This is a genomic window from Parasphingorhabdus marina DSM 22363, from assembly GCF_900128895.1.
In the GTDB taxonomy this organism is placed as follows: Bacteria; Pseudomonadota; Alphaproteobacteria; order Sphingomonadales; family Sphingomonadaceae; genus Parasphingorhabdus; species Parasphingorhabdus marina.
In genome coordinates this window covers 1-23,727 of the sequence record NZ_FSQW01000001.1, presented here as the reverse complement: position 1 = coordinate 23,727, position 23,727 = coordinate 1, and the positions used below count along the sequence as shown (strand labels likewise).

The following is a 23,727-nucleotide window of genomic DNA, read 5'->3' as shown; positions in this document are numbered from 1 at the left end:
TTAGCCGTAACTCACCCTGATGCGATTTTTCCGTCTGCGCAGTGACGCGCCGGCCATGCCAAATCCGGCTATCATCATGGCCCATGTGGCCGGCTCTGGAACTGCTGCGGCGACAATGGAGGCCGAGAATCGCGCATCACCTGGTATGGGAGGGCTAGTGAAGACGAGCTCGCCGCCATTAGTCTGAACCGAAGGAGCGAAAAAGTTCCCCAGCGTCAGATTTGTGTCGAATGCCGCGAGGTTCGAGATGCCGTCCCAGGTTGAGAAGGGACTCGGCTCACCGGTGATGTTCACAAATGCAAAACTGTTGACGATTCCCGGGGGTGGTCCGATCAGTTCTGAGAATCCGAAGACATTGGCGTTATTGTTGACAAAACTGATGTTGAACCCCGTCAGATTGAACTGTCCCAAGCCTGCAATATCCAGTTCGACGCTGTCATTGACGACCAACGCACAGCCGGCCACGGGCATCCCCTCAAAAATACATGGTTGCTGAGACCCGGTGTCCGCTCTGCTCGTGATCGTAAATGCGCCGTCGAAAGCGTCACCACCGAGAGTGCCGCTGCCGTTGCCGCTGACCTGATATTCGATGATTGCTGCCGATGCGGTCGTTGCTCCACCCAATGCGCTGCCGATGGCGATCGCCGACACAGCTGCTGCCCAAAATTTTCTCATGATTGCCCCCGTTTGGTTCAATTGCAGGCTATCTTTGGCTCGTCGAAGAGGCAAGGATATTGTTCTGAGCACAGCTGAATGGAATCACTTGTTTCATATCGGGACGTTCCTTGTGGGTGAGGTAGCACAAGCAACTGTTTTATCTCGAATCTTGTAGACCCTGGCTCGCCTTCCACTCCATCGCATTGCGCACGCGCCATTCCACCGAGGGATGGGTATAGAAAAGCATCTCCTGCACGGCTGACGGGCGCGGGTAGCGATATTCCGCGGTCTTGATCAGCGCGCCGGCAAGAGCGTCCGGCAGATTGACGGTCTGCAGGGAATAATTGTCCGCCTCGCGTTCGCCGATGCGTGTCAGGCCGTTGGTCAGCGGCTGAGCCATTCCTCCCAGCAGGCCGACGACAAAGACCAGTATGGGCAGGCCGATGGGGTCACCAATGGAGGCGGAGCTGCCGAATTTGCGGGCAAACCAGGGAAACAACCGGTCCGCCAGGAAGAAGAGGATGATCGCCAGTACGGAAAGCACTGCGACCGATCGCCAGATATGATTCAGAACATAATGACCGATTTCGTGCCCGGTCACCGCCCGGACTTCATCCAGTGAGGCTTCTTTCAGCGCGACGTCCGAAATGGCGATGCGCGCGGAACCGAACACGCCCGACACATTGGCGGTGAAATTGTTGGACTGGCGTGACCCGTCATACATGAAGATCCGGTCGTGCGGAATGTCCGCCTCATCGGCCATTGCCTCGATCGCAGTGCGGACTTCACCTTCGGGCACCGGCTTGAACTCATTGAACAGCGGCTCGATCAGGATCGGCGAGATCAGCAGCATGACGGTGATAGCAAAGGCCGCCAGTCCGCCGGACCAGAGCCACCAGCGCTTTCCCGATTTGCGAATAAGTGCGTAAACGCCGAGAAAAAACAGGCCCATGACAAAGGCCGAAATCACCGTGCCCATGGCCCCTTGTGAAAGAAAATCCCCGATCGGCTGGCTGGTCCTTTCATAGGCCGATTCCCGCCACCAGTCGGTATAGATGGTCCAGGGGAGGAACAGGATCGAAGAGATGATGGCAAAGGCGGCGCTGACAGTGAATGTCCGGAATGCCCAGCTGCGTTTGTCCAGCCTGGCCCAGATTTTATCGAGAATTCCCCAGCGCACGACAAGCCATGTAACCAGCGCCGACACGACCAGACCCCAGAGCAGCAACCAGTGGCTGCCCACGGTGTAGTTTGCGGCTTTTTCGAGCGATTCCGGCCCCAGGGCGTCGATCATGCGGGCGGCTTGCACGGCTGGATCAACTGTCATCATTTTCCTCCCCATAAGACTGCCCAAAGAGGTGCCAGAAGAAAGCCTGACTGGCAATCATCATCAGCGGTGTACCCGATCGCGGCTCCTGCCTGTAGCGAGCAACACCGAACGGCCGCGGCAGTTGTCATCTTCCGGAACGAAAGTGATGGTCTCAAACCCGTTCTCGCGGAGCAGGCTGTGATATTCTTCCGGCGACAGGCTGGCGTGATAGACGGTTTCCCCGCCGATGGTGCCGGTCACTTCGCCTTCCCCGGTTCCCACGGTCAGCAGCATCGCGCCACCCTCTTTGATCCGCTGGCACAGGTCCGGCAGAACGGCGCGCTGTTCGGCGACGGAAAGGTGAAAGAACCCGTCCCAGCTGTAAATGCCATCAAACTGTCCCATGATCGTCAGATGGTTGATATCCTGCACATGCCACTCGGCCGCCGGATAGCGCTGACGGGCAAGTGCGATCATCGGCTCGGCATAGTCCGTGCCGACCACGGTAAACCCTTCGTCCAGAAAATAACCGGCAACTGGCACGCCGGAACCACAACCCAGATCCAGCAATCGCCCGCCGGCAGGCAGATTGGCGGTGAAGCGATCCAGCCAGGGCTTTTCATAAAGCAAAGTGGGCCGGACTTCGTCCCAATAACCGGCCTGTCGTTCGTAGACGCCTTTCGTGGCCTCCTTTGCCTGCTCGATCCTGTTGGCGGGAATGGTCATTGCGGGTTGCCAGCGGCTATTTTGACAAGCCGTTTTTGAGAATGCCGGAAGCGATGTCTGCGATGTCTTCGGGGGTCCGGTTATCGCTCCAGATCGCATATTTGAGGCCGAGAAAAACATTCATGCCCATGACCGCCCAGGCGTGGGCTTCTTCAAGGTCCGGGCGCAGGTCTCCGTCTGCACTGCCAGCCTGCAATCGCTCCAATATGCGCTGAGCAGTATTTTCATAGTGATTGCGATAGCTTTCCGGGTCGACAAATTCCGATTCATCGATGATCCGGTAAATTTCCTTGTGCTCGCGAGCAAACTCGAGGAAGGCGGAAAGCGCATCCCGTTCTCCGGTCAGTGCGTCCTTTTCTCCCTCCAGTCGGGCAGCAGCATGCGCCTTGACCCGGCCGCTGAGGTCGTGGACCAGCGCCTGGAAAATTTCATCCTTGGAATCGAAATAGGTGTAAAAACTGCCCAGCGCGGTTCCCGCACGACGAGTGATTCCGCTGATTGACGCTTCGTGAAAACCCCGCTCTCCAAATTCGATGGCTGCGGCATCGAGCAGTTTTCTGAGCGTTTTCCGGCCCCGCTCGGTGCGTGGTCGCTTGCTTGCATTATCCGGCGTCGGTGTCGAGGCGGCGATATCCATGTCCTCACGGCTAGCGCGAAAAAGGCGGCTTGGCAAACATCAAACTTGAAAGATGGTTCAACTTTCAATATAGGGGCAGCAATCAAATCACAAAACTGTTCAATCGGGAGGATTTCCAGGGCCATGAAAAAGCTTGCAACCGTCAGCCATTCCGCGCTTGCCGCAGCCGCACTTGTCGGCAGTCTGTTCGTGCCAGCGCAAACTGCTCAGGCACAAACCGAATCATCCGCAACCGCATCCGATAGAGAAGAAGGCAATGTTATCGTCGTTACCGCCCGGCGGCGCGAGGAGTCGTTGCTTGACGTTCCGATTGCCGTGTCGACCTTTAGCGACGAGCTCCTGACCCAGCGCGGCGCGATTGACATTACCGATCTCGGCCAGATTACGCCCAACACCACCCTCGAGCCCTCGCGCGGAACCAATTCCACGTTGACCGCGTTCATCCGGGGGGTTGGACAACAGGATCCGGTCTCCGGCTTCGAGCAGGGAGTCGGGATCTATCTCGATGATGTGTATCTCAACCGTCCGCAAGCCGCAGTGCTGGATATTTATGAGGTAGAACGGATCGAAGTGCTCCGCGGCCCACAGGGTACGCTCTACGGGCGCAACACGATTGGCGGTGCCGTCAAATATGTGACCAAGCCGCTTCCCCAGGATTTCTCGCTGAAACTGCGCGGCAAGTTCGGGACCGATGATCTGGCCGAGGGCGTGGTGACCGTTTCCGGCCCGCTTGGCGATCAGGTTCGCGTCGGCGGCTCAGTGGCACGGCTGTCGCGCGGCGGATTTGGCGACAATCTCACACTGGGCATCGAAAATTATAACAAGGATATCTGGGCCGGCCGGGCTTCACTCGAAATTGGCGGCTATGGCGAGCCGATCCTGATCCGGATTTCCGGCGATTATACAAAGGACGAAAGCAATCCCCGGGGTGGCCACCGGCTGATCCCCGGTGCCGATTCGGGTGCACCGGTCCTGGACGATGTCTTTGACACACGCGGCGCACTCAATGACCCGGTACAGGATGTTGAAGCCTATGGCGTGGCGATGAACATCACGGCGGAGCTGACCGACACGCTGACATTGCGGTCGATCAGCGCATGGCGAAAGGATGACAGCGCATCCCCGATCGATTTTGACGCCCTTCCGGCTGTCGATCTCGATGTCCCGGCGATCTACAATAATGAACAGATCAGCCAGGAAGTGCAGTTGCTCTATGGCGACGGGCCGCTCAATGCCTTGCTCGGCTTCTACTATCTCGACGCATCAGCAGACACCCTGTTTGATGTGCGGCTGTTCAATACGTTTGCGGGCTTTACGGCCTTCACCCAGGCCAATGTTGATACCGAGACATACGCCATATTCGGTGACGTGACCTATGATTTTTCCGAACAGATCAGCCTGTCCCTTGGTGGCCGCTATACCTGGGACGAGCGCGAAGCGGACATATTGCGCCAGAACTTTCTCGGCGGCGGTTCGCCGGTATTTGGCGGCGCCGGCATTCCCTTTGGCGGGCCGAGCACCGATTTCCAGGGTAGCCGCGATTTCAAGAAATTCACGCCTCGCGCTTCGCTGAGCTTCAAGCCAACGCCTGATCACAATATCTATGCCAGCTATTCGCAGGGCTTCAAGGGCGGCGGGTTTGATCCCCGCGGTGTCGGGGTCAATGCCCCCGATGCCAATGGCAACGGCATGCTGGACGATCAGGATATCGCGACATTCCTGAGCTTCAGCCCCGAACAGGTCGACAGCTACGAAGTCGGCTACAAGGGCAGTCTGCTCGGCGGTGATCTGAACATCGCGCTGGCCGGATTCTATGCGGATTATACCGATGTCCAGATCCCCGGCTCGGTGGCCTGTAATGTCGGCGGCATCGCGACCTTCTGCGGGGTTGTTTCCAACGCCGGCAAGGCCGAGTTCTGGGGCCTGGAACTGGAAATGAATGCCCGTCTGGCACAGGATTTTGCGGCAAGCGGTGACAGCCTGACCTTCAATGGCGCACTGGGCTATATCAACGCCGAGTATAAACAGTTCATCACCAATATTGGCGGTGTGCCCACCGATGTCGCCGAATTCCGGGAGGTGCAAAATACACCGGAATGGACCGCCAGCGGAACCCTGGCCTGGTCGGCGCCGCTGGGGGATGGTGATATCTATCTCGGCACCACGGTCTCCTATCGCAGCAGCACCAACCAGTTCGAGATCCCGAACCCGTTTATCGATCAGGGCGGGTTTGCGCTGTGGGATGCGAGCATTGTCTATACCGCGCCGGAAGGTCGCTGGAGTCTCGGCGTGCATGGCAAGAACCTGACCGATAAGGAATATATCACCTCGGGCTATACATTCGTTGTGGCCGATCCGGTGACCGGTGCGATCACCAGCGGGCCCAACGGTCTGCCGATTTCCGCTCTCGGAACGGAAGGGACATTGTCGGCCTTCTATGGCAATCCCCGGCAGATTTTTCTGACAGGAGAAATCCGCTTCTGATCGCGGTCTGAACAATCGGGAGGACCGACATGGCACATTCCGGACGACCGTGGTCCGAACATTTCTACCGCAGTGCGGATGACCGGCTTCAGCTTTTTGCGCGGGATTATCCGGGTGATGGCCCGACCTTGCTGATGATGCACGGGCTGACCCGGAACAGCGCCGATTTCGAGCCCTTGATTGCCGGACTGGATGCCGATTATCGCGTGATCTCGGTGGATCAGCGGGGCCGGGGCCGGTCGGACCATGACCCGGACCCGGTCCACTATCTGCCGGAGGTCTATGTCGCCGACATGTTCGCGCTGCTCGATGGACTGGGGATAGACAAGGTGACGGCCATTGGCACCTCGATGGGCGGCCTGATGGCGATGATCATGGGAGCCATGCAGCCGGACCGTGTTCCGGCGATCATCATCAATGATATCGGTCCGGAGGTAGACCCGGCGGGTATTGCGCGGATCCAGTCCTATGTCGGCCAGGCCGAACCGCTCGCCAGCTGGGAAGACGCGGCGGCGGCCTGTCGGGACGTGCACAGGCCGGCATTTCCTGACTTTGGGGACAGCGACTGGATGGAATTCGCCCGCCGGACCTGTGTCGAAGAAAACGGGACCGTCCGTCCCGCTTATGATCCGGGCATAGCCAGCAGCATGGAAGGCGACCAGCCGGCGACGGTGCCGCCGGACCTGTGGCCGATGTGGGATATGCTCGCGGACCTCCCCATTTTGCTTCTCCGCGGCGGCATTTCCGACATCTTGCCCGCCGACACCGCTGCCCAGATGGAAGCCCGGCACAGTGGATGGTTTCGGCGCGTGAACGTGCCTTATGTCGGACATGCCCCGATTCTCGACGAGCCGGAGGCGCTGTCTGCAATCCGGGACTTTCTGAACCGGCATGCCGCCTGAATGACCCGTCCCGCATTCGCCTCGACGCCGCGCAGCAGGCCGAATGTCGTCCTCGGCATGTTGCTGGTGGTTTACATATTCAATTTTGTCGACCGGCAGATCCTGGCGATACTGGCGGGTCCCATTCAGGCCGATCTCGAACTCAGCGACACCGAAATGGGACTGCTGGGCGGCATCGCCTTTGCGCTTCTCTACTCGACGCTCGCGGTGCCGCTCGCCTGGCTGGCAGATCGCACCAGCCGAAGCTGGGTGATCACCATTTCGCTGGTCTGCTGGAGCGGGTTCACGGCGATTTGCGGCATGGCCCAGAATTTCTGGCAGATATTCCTCGCCCGTCTCGGTGTGGGGATTGGCGAGGCCGGCGGCATCGCGCCGTCCTATGCGCTGATCTCCGAATATTTCCCGAGCGAAAAACGGGCCCGGGCGCTGTCGATTTACTCGCTCGGCATTCCGCTCGGATCGGCTCTCGGCGTGCTTGCAGGCGGCTATATCGCGGCGACGGTCGACTGGCGGGTGGCGTTTTTCGTGGTCGGCCTTGCCGGTGTCCTGATCGCTCCCCTGTTCAAATTTCTGGTCCGTGACAGGAAATCCGCACCATCCCCCGCCGACCTGACCGCAACCGATCCCGTCGCCACAGACCCAGCCCCCGAAAGGGTTCCGTTCTCCAAGATTGTCGGGTTATTGGCCCGAAAAAAATCCTTCTGGTTTCTTGCTTTCGGTGCCGCCTCCAGCTCGATGCTCGGCTATGGCATCGGGTTCTGGCTTCCCAGCCTGCTTCAGCGCAGTTTCGGATTGTCGCTGGTTGAAACGTCACAGTTTTTCGGCGGCGTGCTGCTGACTGGCGGCGTTATCGGCGTGCTGGCCGGTGGCTGGCTGGGAGACTGGATGGGCACGCGGGACAAGGCGGCCTATGCGCTGGTACCCGCGATCGCGTTTCTGCTTGCCATTCCCCTGTTCGCCGGAGGGATCATGTCCGGGAGCGTGACGCTGGCATTCGTCCTGTTCCTGATTCCGCAGGCACTCGCCTATGTCTGGCTGGGTCCGGTGCTCTCCGCCATCCAGCATCTGGTCACGCCGGAATCGCGCGCCACTGCCTCGGCCCTGTTCCTGCTGATCAACAATCTGCTCGGACTGGGCGGCGGCATATATCTGCTGGGCGCGCTGTCGGATCAGCTGGCGCCGATCTATGGCGACGAAGCCTTGCGCTATTCGATGCTCTATGCGCTCGCGCTCTATGGTCTCGCCGCCCTGCTGATGGCGCTGGCGGCAAGACCCTTGCGCAAAGACTGGGTGGCCGACGCTTAGCTGCCGGCCGGTTTGCGCACCATCAGCACATCCACCGGGGACCAGCCGAGCATTTCGCTGGCGCGGCTGCCAATGGTGGCGTGGACAAACCCGCCCCGGCCATGGGTGCCCAAGACGAGCAGGTCCACATCACCGCCGTCGAGCATCTCATAGATGGACTGATGCAGACTGCCTTCGACGAGATGGGTGGTGATGCGGTCGGCATCGCGGGGATCGAGGACGAGACTGTCCATGAACTGGTCGAACTCTTTTTGCGCATCTACGCGCATTTCCTCGGCAACCCCGTCAGACCGCAGCCAGGCCTCATAGGCAACGTGAAAGGCGTGGGCGAGGTGGATCTGCGCATCCGGCCACAACTCGAGCGCCTTGCGCAGGGCATGAGCCGAAAAGTCGGAAAAATCGGTGGCTACCAGGATGCTGCGGTAGTTGACGTGCGGGCGTTCCTTCACGATCAGCACCGGCGCCGAAGCATGATGCACCAGATGATTGACGGCGGTACCCAGAAAGAAATCCGACAGGTTGTTGTGCCGCGCAGCGCCGACAACGATCAAGTCGCTGCCCAGCCGCTCGGCAGTTTCAGCAATGACCTTCGGGGCCTTGCCTTTCCCGATCACCAGCGTGCACTCCTTCGCATCATCGCCATAATTGCGATCCAGCAATTTGCGCACCTGTTTTTCCTCCACCGGTTTTTTCCCGGCGTCGACAAACACGATCGTGCGTTCGGCATTCCACGCCCTGGCGAGTTTGTGTGCCCGGTCAATCGGTCGGTCACCGCGGGCGGTCAGGTCGGTTGCAATCAGTATCTTTTTGGCCATGGAACAATTCCTCCTTTGTGTTCGCTTGCCTGTTGCCTCTTCCTCCCATAACAAGGAGATCCCGTCATTGATCTAGCACAACAAATCGACGGACCTTGATTGAATATGTGCATGATAAGGATAAGCCGGTTTCTATGATTGACCTGTGTTTTGCCCCGACGCCCAATGGCTGGAAAATTTCTGTCATGCTGGAGGAGTGTGGCCTCGATTATCGCCTCAACTGGGTGAATATCGGTGCCGGCGAGCAATTCGAGCCGGATTTTCTCGCCATCAGCCCGAACAACCGGATTCCTGCCATTGTCGATCATGAGCCCGTCGGCGGCAGCGATCCGGTCAGCGTGTTCGAGACAGGCGCCATCCTGCTCTACCTCGCGGAAAAGACCGGCCAGTTTCTGCCCGCGGACCTGCGCGGCCGGACGGCCACTACCGAATGGCTGATGTGGCAGATGGGTGGTCTCGGGCCGATGATGGGGCAACATGGCCATTTCAAACTCTATGCCCCCGAGCGCATAGCCTATGCGACCGAACGCTATCGCAATGAGGTCCTGCGTCTGTTCGGCGTGATGGACCGCAGGCTGGCGGATCATGACTATCTGGCCGGCGCAACCTACAGCATCGCCGACATGGCCTGTTTCCCGTGGGTACAGACCTACAAGCGCCAGGAAATTGATCTCGCCGATTTTCCGGCGGTGCAGCGCTGGTATGAAGAGCTGAAACAGCGCGAAGGTCTGCGCCGGGGGATGGCCGTTGGCCGTGACAAGATCAATCGCAATCCGCAAAATGACGAGCAGACGCGCAAGGTGTTGTTCGGGATAAAGGACGCGTAATGACCACTGTAGAATTCTATTTCGATCTTTCGAGCCCCTGGACCTGCGTCGCGTTCCACAATATCCAGCCGATCATCCGCGAAACCGGATCGGAGATCATCTGGAAACCGTTCCTCGTCGGCGGCGTGTTCAATGCGGTCAACCAGACGGTCTATGCCGCACGGGAAAATCCCGATCACCGCAAGTCTGTCCACAGCTTCCGGGTGCTGAAAGACTGGGCTGCGCTGGCCGGTGTGCCGATGAATTTTCCCAGCGAACATCACCCGGTGAAATCGGTCCATGCGATGCGGGTCTGCTGCGCGCTGGAAGAGGATCAGGCCGCACTGCACCAGTTCGCGACGGCCGCCTTCAACGCCTATTATACTGACCAGCGCAATCTTGACGATCCGGCAGTCCTGGCAGCCATTGCCGACGAAATCGGCATGGATGGCGCGGCACTGGTGGCCCGGACCCAGGACCAGGCGGTCAAGGACCGGTTGCGCGCGAATACCGAAGAAGCCATTGCCCGCGGGTCCTATGGTTCCCCCAGCATTTTCGTTCCGTTCGGTGACGGCGAGCGGATGTATTTTGGCAATGACCAGTTGCCGCTGGTTAATTGGGCGATTAAACAGGGTCAAGAATCAGCATGATGTCATCCCAGCGGAGGCTGGGATCTCAGGCATGTTGAAACCAGGATAGCGGCCAGAGGCCCGGGACCCCAGCCTGCGCTGGGGTGACGAACAAGGAGTATAGGATGTCAGAACGTGTCACTATTTCGGTTGAAAATCATATTGCCGATGTCCGGTTCAACCGCCCGGAAAAGATGAACGCGCTGGATGCCGAGCAGATGGACGGGATCGTCGAAGCCGGTGAGAAACTGGCGGCCATGGACGGCATTCGCGCGATCGTCCTGTCGGGCGAGGGCAAGGCTTTCTGTGCCGGGCTGGACATGGGCAGTTTCGCGGCATCGGCGGCTGCGGCGACAAAAGCGGCGAATGACGGGGACAAGACACCGCTCTCCCACACGCTGGCCGAACGGACGTTCGGCAATGCCAACAAATTTCAGCATATTGTCCTGCTTTGGCGGCGCCTGAAGGCCCCGGTGATCGCCGCGATCCATGGTCCGTGTGTTGGCGGCGGACTGCAATTTGCCAGTGCGGCCGACATTCGCGTGGTGGCACCCGATGCCAAAATGTCGATCATGGAAATGCGCTGGGGGCTGATCCCGGACATGGGCAGCTTCACCACATGGCGCAGTTTCGTGCGCGACGATATCCTGCGGGAGCTGACCTATACCAACCGCATTTTCACGGGTGAGGAAGGCAAGGAGCTGGGATTTGTCACACATCTTTCCGACGACCCTCACGCCCGGGCAATGGAAATCGCAACCGAAATTGCCGGCAAGCACCCGCAGGCGGTTCAGGCGGCGAAGAAGCTGATCAATCAGCTGCCGGACATGAATGAAGACGAAATCCTGATGATGGAATCGGTTGAACAGGACAAGGTCAGCCGGACTCCCAACCAGGTCGAAGCCGTCATGGCGTTCATGCAGAAGCGCGCCCCGAATTTTTCCGACTAGTTCTTCGTCCGCATTTTTTCCAGCTCTTCAACCACCGCCTGCCGGAGAGGTTTGCCTTCGCCATCGGTGCGGCACACGATTACGGAATCGCAGGTTGCGATACAGTGACCATGCTGGAACATTGCCTGGGCGATGACATAGCTGGACGTACCAATTTTGCTGACTCCTGACGCAATCTCGACATCATCGGGATAGGATCCTTCGCGCAGATAGTTGATCGTCACGGCCGCGACCATGCTGCGCTCGTTTTTCGGCCGGTCGGCCCAGGGGCGCAGCGCCCGGTTAAATCGCACCCGCGCATTTTCAAACATGGTCGCAAAGGCGACATTGTTGAGATGCCGGTTGGGATCGATATCCTGAAACCGGGTCTGGGTGACGAGCGATACGGGATAACTGGCAGGATCAAGCTGCCATGATTCGGGTCGTGCCATGATGTCTTATTTCATTTTTGCGACAAGATCGGATTGCAGTGTCTTGCAGCACATCAGATAAAGCAGTCCGGAAACTGCCATCAGGCTTGCCACAACCATGATCGAATAGCGTAGCCCGGCGGCGCTGGCATCGATGCAAGCCTGCGCTTTGGCGGCGCCAAGGGCTGCAATGATTTCGTCCGGTCTGCCCTTGCACATGTCTGTCGTCAGCTCCGCACCAAAAGAGGAACCAGAGAGGTTCATGTTCATGAAGATATCGCTCAGAATCCCGACACCCAGAGGCCCGAGGCCGTAACCGATCAGATTGACCGCGAACAGGAAGAAGGCGACAGCTGTGGCCCGCGACTGGGCACTCGCCACGCCCTGGCACAGCGTATATTGCGCGCCCAGATAGGTGTAGTGCAAAACCGCGCCGATGAGCAGCAGGCCGATGGCGAGCGGCACATTGGAGGTGGCGAACCCGAACCAGTAAAAGGGGACACTGATGATCAGCCCCCAGCCCGGTATCAACGCCACCGCATTTTCATGTTTGACGCTCAGTTTTTCGGTCAGATAGCCGGCGAGGAAAGCACCGGCAGATGCTGCCAGTCCGAGCGGGACCGAAATGAATAGTGCAACTTCGGCCAGCGGCATTTCAAAAGCGCGCTGGAAATAGGCCACCTGAAAACTGGCGATACCATATCCGACGAAAGCCACCAGCGCCGCAGCGGCCATGTTCAGCCAGAATGTTCTCTTGGCACCCAGTTCCGCGAGGGTTTCCTTGAGACCCAGCGCATCGACCTTCTTGGTGTCCACCGGATCGGAATATCCGCGCGGCGGTTCCTTGACGGTGAACAGGAATATCAGCCCGATGATTACGCCCGGCAAACCCAGTACGATAAATGCTGTCCGCCAGGAAAAGGCCTGGGCAATCGGTCCGCCAAAGGCGGCCGCAAGAACCCCGCCGAGCGTGATGCCGAGCGTATAGGTCGCCAGCGCCCGGGCGCGGCTGCGTGGCGGGAAATAGTCGGCGATAATGGAATTGGCCGGTGGTGTCAGGCCGGCTTCCCCGATCCCGACCCCGATCCGGAAGATCAGAAGCGACAGAAATCCTTCGGCAAAACCGCACAGAGCGGTCATGACCGACCAGAGTATGACGCTGAAAGCGATGATCCGGACGCGGTTTCTCTTCTCCGAGAGCCGGGCAATCGGAATGCCCATCAGAGTATACATGAAGGCAAAGCCAAAGCCGGACAGCAAACCGAATTGCCAGTCTTCCAGCCGGAATTCCTCGATGATCGGCTGGGCCAAAATCTGAATCAGCACCCGGTCGATGAAATTCAGCGTGTAAAGCAGTGTCAGCGACAGCAGGACATAATTGCGATAGCCGCTCGTTCCGAAAGCCTTGCCGGTGTTGGTGAGCGGCGCGGCTCCTGCCTGGGATGCACTCATATCTTCTCCTGAACTGCTTTTTTTGAGGTGATGGCCTGAACGTGACGGGGAGTCCAGCCTCGTTTCGCGAAAACCCTGCAATTTGCCCATGATGGAAGGGGGTTTTGACGACCGGCGATGGTGGCGGGAACCGGGCCTGTGTTTACAAATTGCTGACAAAAGCATATTGCAAGGGCTGCCAGAGGCACTGGCATGACTGATATTTACAAGTCGTGCAGACAGGCGACCGGCCCCGTGTTGAGATATTGTGGGAGGCCGGATGGATGATCGGAACTGGACCAGAGCCAGCTCCTGTTATCGCATGAACAAGCGACCCAGGAATGATTGAGTAAGGCGAACAGCCCGGAATCCGGTCTGGTTTCGCCGGGGGGCTTGTTTGGTTGTGGTTGCGTATTTTTTTCCGGTTCTGGAACTGCTGCAGCGAGAACTGCTGTTGTTTGCGAGCCTCTGTTTCCTGATCGGGGCGGTGGATGATGCCGCGTTTGACGGCTTGTGGATTGGGCATGTCCTGAAACGGAAGCTCCTGATCCACTTGCGGTACCCGCGGACCACAGTCGAGGAGCTGGTGCCGGAAGACGGCGAAAATCCGCGAGGTGCGCTGGCCGTGTTTGTGCCAGCCTGGCAGGAAGCACCGGTTATCGGCGCGATGATCGCGCGTTGCCGGGAGCAATGGCAATATCCCGATTACCGGATCTATGTCGGTTGTTATCCCAATGATCCGGAGACGGTCGCCGCGGCCGCCCGGGCGGCCGGGGGTTGTGACAAGGTTCGCCTGGTCATCTGTGCCCGTGACGGCCCGACGTCCAAGGCCGATTGCCTGAACCGTTTGTGGCAGGCCATGTGTGCGGACGAGATCGCGGAATCCATGCGGTACAAGGCGATTGTATTGCAGGATGCGGAGGATCTGGTTCACCCTGGGGCACTGGACCTGTTTGATCACCTCTCGAGCCGGGCTTCGCTTGTGCAGCTGCCGGTTATCCCGCGCCGGGCCGAGAATTCGCGGTGGATTGCGGGGCATTATGGTGACGAGTTTGCCGAGCTGCACGGCAAGCAGATGGTGCTCAGGGAAGCGCTGGGTGTCTCGCTGCCTTCCGCCGGGGTGGGCAGCGCTTTTTCGCGTGATGCTCTCGGCAGGATGGCATCCCGGACGGACAGCAAGCCATTTGACGCGGCGAGCCTGACCGAGGATTACGAGCTCGGGCTCAATCTGACGGCCGGCGAGGCGAGAGGCATTTTTGCGCGATTGTCCGACCGACAGGGCGAGCTGGTCGCAACCCAGGAATTTTTCCCGGACAACATGGAAGCTGCTGTCCGCCAGAAAAGCCGCTGGATTACCGGCATTGCCCTGTCCGGCTGGGACCGGATGGGCTGGAAGAATTGCTGGCGCGAAAACTGGATGCGATGGCGTGACCGCAAGGCTTGTTTTGCCGCACTGGTGATCGCCGTGGCCTATGTCGCGGTAGTGTTGACCGGCCTGTTGGAACTCGCAAAGCTGGCTGGTTTCCATTCCCCCCGGCCGCTTTCCGATGCACTGGTGATCCTCCTGCTGTGCAATGCTTTTTTCCTGGCGTGGCGCCTGGCGTTCAAATCCTGGTTTGTCTACCGCGTATACGGTTTTTCCGAGGCCCTTTATGCTATACCGCGGACAGTGGTCGCCAACTGGGTGAACATTCTGGCCGCCAGGCGTGCCATCATCCAGTATGTCAAAAGCCTTCACGGTGCACCGCTGGAGTGGGACAAGACCGGTCACAGTTTTCCGGTTGACCGGAAGATCCGGGCCTTGCGACTGAAAACTGTTCCAACAGCTTCGGCGAAGCTCCGTGATGGATGAGGCCGCGCCAAAGCGAAGCGCCGGCGCACCACTCAGAATGTTTCTGGTGTTCATGACCTTTTGGGTCGTTGGACGGACGGTCTGGAACCTGTCCGCACCGGTGCCGGAGGCGGAGCAGGGATATCCACGATTGGTGGAGGAAGTGAAAGCCATCGGTACTGCTTCCAATGCGATCGCAAGGCCGCCAGCGGATCGATCCGGGGATTTGTCGAGATCATCATCTGCCGACATGTCAGTGTCCCAGGTTCAGGGGGCAAGAGCTGGTGCGCCTAAACACACAGGCGGACCAAGGGCATCCCGGTTCGCTGCAACGGCGCCTTTTTCTGAGGTCCGGACTGTGCCGATCAGCATGGGACAGGAAGCACAGGGCCGGATGCCGGCACAGCGTCCCGCCGCGCACAACCGGGAGGACAAGCGGGAGCCATCGGAACTGTCCCATCCGGTTTCGGAGGAATTCGCAAGTTCGCGCCGATTCACCGGCTACGCGTGGATCCTTTTGCGGCAAGGCAGCTCCCGGTCCTTGTCCGCGGTACCGGTTCTGCCCGGGGGCCTGTCTGGTGGGCAATATGGGGCCAGCCAGGCTGGAATCCAGTTTGCCTATCGGATCACGGGCGATGACCAGCGGCACATTGCCGGTACGCTGCGCGCATCCACTGCGCTGGAAAATGACGGAGGCGAAGAACTGGCCATCGGGGGACGGATCCGGCCGATTGCCCGTGTGCCGCTGGCGATTCATGCCGAGCAGAGATTTGATCTGAAGTCGGCCGATATGCGGGGCACGGCCATATTCCTCGCTGGCGGAACAGGGCCGCACCCGTTGCCAGCCGGCCTGGCAGTCGAATCCTGGGGGCAGGGAGGTTATGTGTTCGGCCATGGCGAAACCTGGTTTTTTGACGGTTCTGCTTCGCTCAGCCGGGAGATTGCACGTTCGAAAAGCGCCGTATTGACGATCGGGCCCGGTCTCTGGGCAGGGGGGCAAAAAGGTGCGACACGCGTGGATGCCGGCCCCCGCGCCAGTCTGCTGGCACCACTTGGCGACGGCCATGCCCGCCTCGATTTCGACTGGCGACAGCGGGTAGCCGGCAATGCCCGGCCGGGTTCGGGCCTGACCCTGACCCTGTCCACCGGTTTCTGATTTCCCGGCAAACACCGCCTCCGCCCGGACGGTTTTCTTGCGAACAACACGCCAAGTCCCTTTATCCTGTCACCAAAAGAGATTAGTCATTTGGAAACATGGATATTTACCTTCCCATAGCCAGCCTTTCGGTCGATGCATTCGTCATCATCCTGCTTGGCGGTCTGGTGGGTATCCTGTCGGGCATGTTTGGTGTCGGCGGCGGCTTCCTGACGACACCCCTGCTGATCTTTTACGGCATCCCGCCCACCGTCGCGGCCGCCTCGGCATCGACCCAGGTGACCGGAGCCAGCATCTCCGGCGTTGCCGCGCACATGCGACGAAAAGGCGTTGATTTCCAGATGGGCGCCGTGCTGGTCGTCGGTGGCATATTCGGGACCTTTATCGGCACCTTCCTGTTCCAGATCCTGCAGCGGCTGGGCCAGATCGATACGGTGATCAATGTCCTCTATGTCCTGATGCTGGGCGGAATCGGCGGGATGATGGCGAAAGAGTCCTTCACCAGCGTGCGGGCGTTGCGCTCCGGCAACCCGTTGCCGGCTCGCAAGCGCCGCCACCATCCACTGGTCGCCAATCTGCCGATGCGCTGGCGGTTCTATCGCTCGGGCCTTTATATCTCGCCGATTGCGCCGTTCATGCTCGGCCTGATCACCGGCATTTTGACCATGCTTCTGGGTGTCGGCGGTGGCTTCATCATGGTGCCGGCGATGCTCTACCTGCTGGGCATGGGCGCGCAGGTGGTGGTGGGGACATCGCTGTTCCAGATCCTGTTTGTCACCATCGCCTCGACCATGATGCACAGCATGACGACGCGCGCGGTGGACATAGTGCTGGCGTCCCTGCTGCTGGTCGGCAGCGTAACCGGTGCGCAACTGGGTGCCAAATTTGCCCAGCGCATGCGCCCCGAATATCTGCGCCTGTGTCTGGCGATCATGGTCCTGCTGGTCGCGGTGCGGATGATGCTCGGTCTCGGGTTCCAGCCGGATGAAATCTACACGGTGCAGCTGCTATGAGCCCGTCCGTGCCCGTTTTCTGGAAAATCCTCGCCGGAATGTGCGTGCTGTTTTTCACGGTTGGCAATACGCCGGTGCTGGTCACCGACTGCTCGCCGGACCAGGTCAGCATTCGTGGCGATTTCAATGGCGCACAATTGTTGTGTTTCGGAGCCATCACCTATCCACCAGGAACGCGCAACCGGGACCGGGCGGATATTGTTGTAGTCCTCAAAGGCCCGACCGAGTCCATTGTCGTCCGGGAAAAACAGCAGATTGCCGGCATCTGGATCAACGCAGCCAGCAGCGAATTCCGGTCAGCGCCCGGATATTACGCGGTCGCGTCTTCCCGCCCGATTGAAGAGATTGTCGATGACAAGACGGCGGACATCTATGAACTGGGGCTTGACCATCTGCAATTGTCGCCGGCCGGAACCATCGACAGCAAGGAACTGGGCCGGTTCACGCAGGGGCTGGTCGACCTCAATTCCCGTGGACAGTTGTACAAGACCTTGCCCGAGAGTGTCGGTATCGAGGATTCGGTGCTCTATCAGGCCCGGATTGATCTGCCCGCCAGCGTGCCCGTCGGGGAATATTCCGCTGAGACATTCCTGATCATCGACGGACGGGTGGAGGCCGCAGAAATCAAGGAAATCACGATCGAAAAGATCGGCATGGGACGCTTCATCACCAACCTGTCGCAGGAAAACGGCTTTATCTATGGATTATTGGCGGTTTTGATATCCGTCATACTGGGCTGGGCAGCGGGCTATCTTTTCCGCAAAATCTAGCGCTTGCAGCACGTCTGCAAAGCCGCCGGACCAGTAAATATTCCTTAACTATAACGGCCTATTACACCCTCTGAAATTCAACGGGGTGACGATTTATGTCAGATATGGGTTCACATAATTTTCCTGCGGCGCGGCCGCTACCGGAAGTGGACGAGGAATCGGAAGTGCCGGTTGCGGAAGCCCCGGCCAGCCCCGCTTCAACGCCCAAGAGGTCTGAAGGCCACAAAATTGGTGAAGTCATTGAAATCGCGGGATCCTCATCGCGTATCGTCCTCGACGCGGCGGTGCTCGCCAGCCTCGCGGATCATGACGATGCGACGGTCAAAATGGCCGGTCAGGTCGGGAGCCAGATCAAGATCCGCGTCGGTGCGACATGGCTGCTGGCCAATATCCGGACCCAGCGCCTCTATGAAGGCCAGTCGGGTCTGATCATCGCCGAAATCGATTTCCTCGGAGAAGGCGACGAAGAGCGTCTGACCGGACATATTTACAATTTCCGCCGCGGTGTAACCCGCTATCCGGTTCCCGGATCGGTCGCCTATGCGGTAACCACGGCTGACCTGAAACAGGTCTATGCGTCAGATGGCCGGGCGAATGTCGAAATCGGCATGGTCTATCCGACCGACGATATCCGCGGGGCGCTCTATGTCGATGCCATGTTGGGCAAGCATTTCGCGCTGCTGGGTTCGACCGGTACCGGTAAATCGACATCGGCTGCGCTGATCCTGCACAAGATTTGCGATCTCGCACCCGAAGGTCACATTCTCATGATTGACCCGCACGGCGAGTATTCGGCGGCGTTCAAGGGCAACGGCAAGCTTTTCGACGTAAACAATCTCGCGCTGCCTTACTGGCTGATGAACTTCCGCGAACATTGCGAAGTCTTCGTCCAGTCGACCGGTGATGCGAAACAGACCGATTGCGATATTCTCGCCAAATGTCTGCTTGCCGCCAAGGCCAAGAGCCAGGCTGCGCAGGGCATTGCCAAGCTGACTGTCGACAGCCCGGTACCCTATCTGCTGTCCGATCTGACGACGATCATCCAGAACGAGATGGGCAAGCTCGACAAGTCGACCAACAGCGCGCCTTATATGCGGCTCAAGACCAAGATTGACGAGATCAAGGCGGACCCGCGCTACAGCTTCATGTTTTCCGGCATGCTGGTCGGCGACACGATGGCGGACTTCCTGTCCAAGATTTTCCGTCTGCCGGCCGAAGGCAAGCCGATTTCGATTATCGACGTGTCGGCCATGCCGTCCGAGATCACCCCGACCGTTGTGGCCGTGCTCAGCCGGCTGGTGTTCGACTATGCGATCTGGGCCAAGAACGAACCCAAGCGTCCGGTCCTGCTGGTATGTGAGGAGGCGCATCGTTACATTCCGAATGATGACGTGGGCGGCGAAAGCAGCGTTCGCGACATTCTCAGCCGGATCGCCAAGGAAGGCCGTAAATATGGTGTTTCCCTCGGTCTGATCACCCAGCGTCCGTCTGACCTTGCGGAAGGCGTTCTGTCACAATGCGGTACGATCCTCTCCATGCGTCTGAACAACGACCGGGACCAGGCATTTGTGAAAGCGGCCATGCCCGAAGGCGCGCGCGGCTTTCTCGATTCCATTCCCGCTTTGCGCAACCGCGAGATCATCTGTTGCGGCGAGGGTGTGGCGATTCCGATCCGTGTCTCGCTCGACACATTGATCGAGGAACGTCGTCCGGCGTCCGAAGACCCGGTATTCTCCGAACTCTGGCGCGAACATGGCGGCGAGGAAGAGATTATCCAGCGCGTCGTCAAACGCTGGAGAAGTCAGGGACGCTGATCCTTTTGGGGCGCATCCCCGTGATCTGTTTGTCTTTTTCCGTCGACTGTTGATCGAATGGCGATGGCCTGATCTGCTCTTGCGACTACATCTGTAATCAATAAGCCGTGCACAGGGCGCGGCTGATTCAGATGGAGCAGAAAATGCACAAATATCACTTTATCGGAGCCGCGGCCGTTGCCGGACTGGCGGCATCCCTGCTGCCGCTCGCAGCCGGACAGGCGCATGATGGCAAGCACAAGTTTGACAAGGAATGGAGCGAGAATCTCGCCAGGGAAATCCATGCAAAAGTCCATGCCGGGCTGGCCAGGGGTGCGGTCGGCATGGAAAAAGGCGCGGAAAAGATGCTCCGGGGCGCGGACAAGATGGAGGCCTATGCCGAGCGTCTGGAAAATGATCCGGAATTCCGCGAGCAGGAAGCCGCCAGGCAGAATAAATGGAATGACAAGGAGCTGTCCGCCCAGGACATGCTGGAAAAAGCCTCAGAGATGCGCCGCGGAGCCGAGGAAATGCGCAGAGGTGCCGAAGAAATGCGCCGCGCCGCCGAAGAAATGCGGCAGGGCAAGACCTGAACCGATAACAGCTCATCCTGTTGTCCCCGCAATGCGGGGGCCCGCGTCCCGGGCCCGGGACCTGCAGCAAGACCCGAGGGCACAAAGATGAGGAGTCAGTCGGGAATTTGCGTTACTATTCGTCATCCTGAACTTGTTTCAGGATCCATTGTGCCCCGATCGCCCAGCGTGCGAAAACAGAAATGGGCCCTGAAACAAGTTCAGGGTGACTATATGGGGGGAAGGCCCGAATCCAGTCTTCCATCCTTGCGGGGGGCAGGGATCCATCTCCTGACAATGCCAGTTGCGTAAATCGGGAGATGGGCTCCTGCCTGCGCAGGGGCACGGTCAGCCCAGCCGGTCCAGTGCCGCTTGCAGCCGTTCCGATTCCGCTTCCTTGTCAGCGAGATCCGCGCGCGCTTTTTCGACCGCTTCCGGCTTGGCTTTCTCGACAAAATTGGGATTGCCTAGTCGGCCATTCAGGCTTTTCGCTTCCTTCTGAGAAGCTTCCAGTGCTTTGGTCAGGCGGGCTTTCTCGGCGTCGATGTCGATCGCCCCGGCGAGCGGCAGGACATAGGTTGCCTCGTCGATCACGATCTGGGCCGAGGCGCCTTCGGGTGCCGGCTCGAACGAGACAGTCTCCAGCCGTCCGACGCGGTCCAGTGCCGGCATCTGCCGGGCAATCCGGTCCTTGAGCGCATCGTCACCATCACGGACATGCGCTGCCATTTTCGTGCCCGGCGGGATGTTGAGCTCCACCTTGGCCGTTCGGGTTGCCGAAATCAGCCGGATCAGCCAGTCGACCTCGGCCTTGGCTTCCGCATCAACGTCCACCTTGGGCGCAGGCCATTTGGCGACAATCAGGTCGTAATTTCGTCCGCCATGCTCTTCGGCCATCTTGTGCCAAAGCTCTTCGGTGATGAAGGGCATGAACGGATGCAACATGACGATGATCTGGTCGAGTACCCAACCGGCTACCTGTCTGGTCTCGTCGGCGGCTGTCGCATCATCGCCCTGCAGTACCGGCTTGATCAGCTCGAGATACCAGTCACAAAACCGGTCCCAGGTAAAGTGATAGATCGCGTTGGCGGCCGCATCAAAGCGCAGGTCGGTCAGTGCCTTGTCCAGCGTGGCCAGCGTCTCGACCACCTCCGAAATGATCCAGCGGTTGACGGGCAGCCGCGCTTCGGGCGCGCTCAGCGTCTGGCTCGCACCGATATCATTCACTTCGCAGAAGCGTGCGGCGTTCCACAGCTTGGTAGCGAAATTGCGATAGCCCTCGACGCGTTTGTCATCCATCTTGATGTCGCGGCCCTGGCTTTCCATCGCTGCCATGAAGAAGCGCAGCGCGTCTGCGCCATATTCGTCGATCAGTCCGAGCGGATCGACGACATTGCCCTTGGATTTGGACATTTTCTGCCCGTCCGGCGCGCGGACCAGCCCGTGCAAATAGAGCCGCTTCCACGGCACATCCTTCATGAACTGGATCCCCTGCATCGCCATGCGGGCGTCCCAGAAGAAGAGGATGTCAAAGCCGGAAATCAGCAGGTCATTGGGATAATGGCGCTTGAGATCGTCCGTTTCCTCGGGCCAGCCCAGCGTGCCGAACGGCCAGAGCGCGGAAGAGAACCAGGTATCGAGGACGTCGGGATCGCGCCAGACCCCCAATTTCCTGACATCAGTTTCCGACATGTAGGTCCGTGCCTCAGCCTCGGTATCAAACACCTCAACTGCCATGGCTTCGCCATTTTTCCATGCCTTGCTGTAATATTCCAACAGTTGAGGTGTCAGTTCCTCAATCGACTCTGCAACGAATATTCTGGTTTCTTCGGGATTGTCGATGTCGGGTCCAAACCACGCCGGAATCCGATGCCCCCACCAGAGCTGGCGGGAGACGCACCAGGGCTGGATATTCTCCATCCAGTTGAACCAGGTCTTTTCCCAGCTTTTTGGAACAATCTCGATATCCCCGTCGCGGACCGCCTTGATCGCGGGCTGGGCGAGGGTTTCGGCATCGACATACCATTGATCGGTCAGCCACGGCTCGATGACAACACCGCCGCGATCGCCAAAAGGCGTCGCGATGGTGCGCGGTTCGGCGTCGAGCTCGGTCTTTTCGCCATCCTTCTCGACCACATGCGGGATGAGCAGGCCCAGGTCCTTGAGCTGTTTGATGACCAGCTCGCGGGCACCGTCCACTCCGTCCAGCCTGAACCGGTGCAGGCCGATAAACTCCTTGGGTACCAGACCATCGGCCGTCTGGCAGACATTGGCCTCGCCATCGAGCATGTTGAGCATGTCTGCCGGGGCAATGCCGGCGCGCTTGCCGACTTCAAAGTCGTTGAAATCATGTCCCGGCGTGATCTTCACCGCACCGGAGCCCAGTTCGGGGTCGGCATGTTCGTCGGCGACGATCCTGAACCGGCGGCCGGTAATTGGCTGTGCGATTTCCTTGCCGATCACGCTTTTGTAGCGTTCGTCCGAGGGGTGCACCGCGACGGCCATGTCGGCGAGCATCGTTTCCGGCCGGGTGGTGGCAATCGCGATATAATCCTCGCCGCTGTCCAGCGTCACGCCATCTGCCAGCGGATATTTGAAATGCCAGAAAGAGCCCCTGATATCGGTGGTCTCGACTTCCAGATCGCTGATCGCGGTCTTCAGCTTCGGGTCCCAGTTGACCAGCCGCTTGTCGCGATAGATCAGGCCGTCATTATAGAGATCGACAAACACCTTGAGAACCGCTTCGTTCATGCCGTCGTCCATGGTGAAGCGCTCGTTCGCCCAGTCCATCGAACAGCCCAGCCGCCGCAGCTGCTTGGTGATTGCGCCGCCGGATTCCTCTTTCCACTCCCAGACCTTTTCAACAAATTCTTCGCGCGTGAAATCGGTGCGCTTCTGCTGGCGTTCGGCCATCTGGCGTTCGACCACCATCTGCGTCGCAATCCCCGCATGGTCCATGCCGACGACCCACAGCGCATCCTTGCCCTTCAGCCGCTCGTGGCGGATGATGATATCCTGCAGCGTGTTGTCGAGCGCATGGCCGATATGCAGGCTGCCGGTGACATTGGGTGGCGGGTTGACGATCGTATAGGGCTCGGCATCGCCGCGTTCCGGGCGGAACTGGCCGGTTTTTTCCCAATGCTCGTACCAGCGGGTTTCAATGCCGGCGGGGTCGAAATTTTTGTCTAAGGTCATGGGGAGCCTTTGGCATTGGTTTTCGCGCGTGACAACAGGGTCTTTTTTGGGACTGCGAGCGGAGTTGCTATTTTGACCTCAGGTGCCGGGATGAGTTTTTTCCAACCTCAAGCGCCGGGCGCGGTTTTTTTTAACCTCAGGCGCCGGGCGCGGGCATCCGCCCGCTTGGCTTTCCTCCCCCGGATCAAGTCCGGGGTCCGGGCGCGCGGTCGCGCTTGCCGACGCTACGCGTCGGATTGGTACCCTATCGAAAGATCACCGAACCGAGCGCAGCGAGGCAAGGCCGACCGGCCGCCGCGCCTTATGGCGCGTAGCCAAGGCGACGGATGTCGCCGC

20 protein-coding genes are annotated in these 23,727 nt (G+C 59.2%); 12 read left to right on the top strand and 8 right to left on the bottom strand.

All coding sequences use genetic code 11. The features are described from left to right. The 4 genes from BUQ90_RS00100 to BUQ90_RS00085 all read right to left on the bottom strand — a co-directional run bounded on the left by BUQ90_RS00100 (position 1) and on the right by BUQ90_RS00085 (position 3,329). On the bottom strand, positions 1-696 hold the full coding sequence (locus BUQ90_RS00100) for a PEPxxWA-CTERM sorting domain-containing protein (protein ID WP_239447315.1): 696 nt from the start codon (positions 694-696) through the stop codon (positions 1-3). Positions 697-814: 118 nt separating this feature from the next. Beyond that, complete coding sequence (locus BUQ90_RS00095) at positions 815-1,984, bottom strand: M48 family metallopeptidase (RefSeq protein WP_084192394.1); 1,170 nt, start codon at positions 1,982-1,984, stop codon at positions 815-817. A gap of 63 nt (positions 1,985-2,047) precedes the next feature. Further along, the gene (locus BUQ90_RS00090) at positions 2,048-2,692 is read right to left on the bottom strand and encodes a class I SAM-dependent DNA methyltransferase (RefSeq protein WP_159436996.1); all 645 of its coding nucleotides are present in this window, start codon (positions 2,690-2,692) and stop codon (positions 2,048-2,050) included. A 16-nt stretch (positions 2,693-2,708) separates the two neighbouring features. Next, a complete protein-coding gene (locus BUQ90_RS00085; RefSeq protein WP_074203156.1) occupies positions 2,709-3,329 on the bottom strand; it encodes a TetR/AcrR family transcriptional regulator in 621 nt (206 codons plus the stop codon). Between the two features lie 123 nt (positions 3,330-3,452). Between BUQ90_RS00085 and BUQ90_RS00080 the strand changes: the two genes are divergently transcribed. The 3 genes from BUQ90_RS00080 to BUQ90_RS00070 are packed head-to-tail and all read left to right on the top strand — an operon-like array spanning position 3,453 to position 8,020. Further along, complete coding sequence (locus BUQ90_RS00080; RefSeq protein ID WP_074203155.1) at positions 3,453-5,813, top strand: TonB-dependent receptor; 2,361 nt, start codon at positions 3,453-3,455, stop codon at positions 5,811-5,813. A gap of 29 nt (positions 5,814-5,842) precedes the next feature. Beyond that, complete coding sequence (locus BUQ90_RS00075) at positions 5,843-6,715, top strand: alpha/beta fold hydrolase (RefSeq protein ID WP_074203154.1); 873 nt, start codon at positions 5,843-5,845, stop codon at positions 6,713-6,715. After that, positions 6,716-8,020, top strand: coding sequence for a spinster family MFS transporter (locus BUQ90_RS00070; RefSeq protein ID WP_074203153.1), 1,305 nt, complete (start codon positions 6,716-6,718; stop codon positions 8,018-8,020). Here the strand turns inward: BUQ90_RS00070 and BUQ90_RS00065 are convergent. Continuing rightward, on the bottom strand, positions 8,017-8,835 hold the full coding sequence (locus tag BUQ90_RS00065) for a universal stress protein (RefSeq protein WP_074203152.1): 819 nt from the start codon (positions 8,833-8,835) through the stop codon (positions 8,017-8,019). The genes BUQ90_RS00070 and BUQ90_RS00065 overlap by 4 nt on opposite strands. 134 nt (positions 8,836-8,969) lie before the next feature. On the opposite strand from BUQ90_RS00065, the gene BUQ90_RS00060 reads away from it, so the two are divergent. The 3 genes from BUQ90_RS00060 to BUQ90_RS00050 all read left to right on the top strand — a co-directional run bounded on the left by BUQ90_RS00060 (position 8,970) and on the right by BUQ90_RS00050 (position 11,220). Then, entirely contained in the window at positions 8,970-9,662 is a 693-nt protein-coding gene (locus BUQ90_RS00060; RefSeq protein ID WP_074203151.1) for a glutathione binding-like protein, read from the top strand. Continuing rightward, a complete protein-coding gene (locus BUQ90_RS00055) occupies positions 9,662-10,291 on the top strand; it encodes a 2-hydroxychromene-2-carboxylate isomerase (RefSeq protein ID WP_074203150.1) in 630 nt (209 codons plus the stop codon). Before BUQ90_RS00060 ends, BUQ90_RS00055 begins: the two co-directional genes overlap by 1 nt. A gap of 104 nt (positions 10,292-10,395) precedes the next feature. After that, the gene (locus BUQ90_RS00050) at positions 10,396-11,220 is read left to right on the top strand and encodes a crotonase/enoyl-CoA hydratase family protein (protein ID WP_074203149.1); all 825 of its coding nucleotides are present in this window, start codon (positions 10,396-10,398) and stop codon (positions 11,218-11,220) included. On the opposite strand, the gene BUQ90_RS00045 is transcribed toward BUQ90_RS00050, so the two are convergent. Together BUQ90_RS00045 and BUQ90_RS00040 are read right to left on the bottom strand one after the other, a co-directional pair. Continuing rightward, positions 11,217-11,651 carry an acyl-CoA thioesterase gene (locus BUQ90_RS00045; protein ID WP_074203148.1) on the bottom strand — a complete coding sequence of 145 codons (435 nt, stop codon included), beginning with the start codon at positions 11,649-11,651 and terminating at the stop codon, positions 11,217-11,219. The genes BUQ90_RS00050 and BUQ90_RS00045 overlap by 4 nt on opposite strands. A gap of 6 nt (positions 11,652-11,657) precedes the next feature. Beyond that, positions 11,658-13,082: a spinster family MFS transporter gene (locus BUQ90_RS00040; RefSeq protein ID WP_074203147.1), complete on the bottom strand. Its 1,425-nt coding sequence runs from the start codon at positions 13,080-13,082 to the stop codon at positions 11,658-11,660. Positions 13,083-13,464: 382 nt separating this feature from the next. Between BUQ90_RS00040 and BUQ90_RS00035 the strand changes: the two genes are divergently transcribed. From BUQ90_RS00035 to BUQ90_RS00010, 6 genes are all read left to right on the top strand, one after another. Next, positions 13,465-14,913, top strand: a complete 1,449-nt coding sequence (locus BUQ90_RS00035) for a glycosyl transferase family protein (protein WP_239447314.1) — start codon at positions 13,465-13,467, stop codon at positions 14,911-14,913. Beyond that, on the top strand, positions 14,903-16,048 hold the full coding sequence (locus BUQ90_RS00030; RefSeq protein ID WP_143182669.1) for a hypothetical protein: 1,146 nt from the start codon (positions 14,903-14,905) through the stop codon (positions 16,046-16,048). The genes BUQ90_RS00035 and BUQ90_RS00030 overlap by 11 nt, the downstream gene beginning before the upstream one ends. A 98-nt stretch (positions 16,049-16,146) precedes the next feature. Then, entirely contained in the window at positions 16,147-17,061 is a 915-nt protein-coding gene (locus BUQ90_RS00025) for a sulfite exporter TauE/SafE family protein (RefSeq protein WP_074203145.1), read from the top strand. A gap of 38 nt (positions 17,062-17,099) precedes the next feature. Further along, positions 17,100-17,831 carry a TIGR02186 family protein gene (locus BUQ90_RS00020; protein ID WP_074204755.1) on the top strand — a complete coding sequence of 244 codons (732 nt, stop codon included), beginning with the start codon at positions 17,100-17,102 and terminating at the stop codon, positions 17,829-17,831. A 95-nt stretch (positions 17,832-17,926) separates the two neighbouring features. Then, a complete protein-coding gene (locus BUQ90_RS00015) occupies positions 17,927-19,645 on the top strand; it encodes an ATP-binding protein (protein WP_084192391.1) in 1,719 nt (572 codons plus the stop codon). 143 nt (positions 19,646-19,788) lie between these two features. Next, entirely contained in the window at positions 19,789-20,217 is a 429-nt protein-coding gene (locus BUQ90_RS00010) for a hypothetical protein (protein ID WP_074203144.1), read from the top strand. A 327-nt stretch (positions 20,218-20,544) separates the two neighbouring features. On the opposite strand, the gene BUQ90_RS00005 is transcribed toward BUQ90_RS00010, so the two are convergent. Beyond that, positions 20,545-23,391 (bottom strand): valine--tRNA ligase, encoded by a 2,847-nt coding sequence (locus BUQ90_RS00005; RefSeq protein ID WP_074203143.1) that lies wholly within the window; start codon positions 23,389-23,391, stop codon positions 20,545-20,547. Between the last annotated feature and the right edge of the window lie 336 nt (positions 23,392-23,727).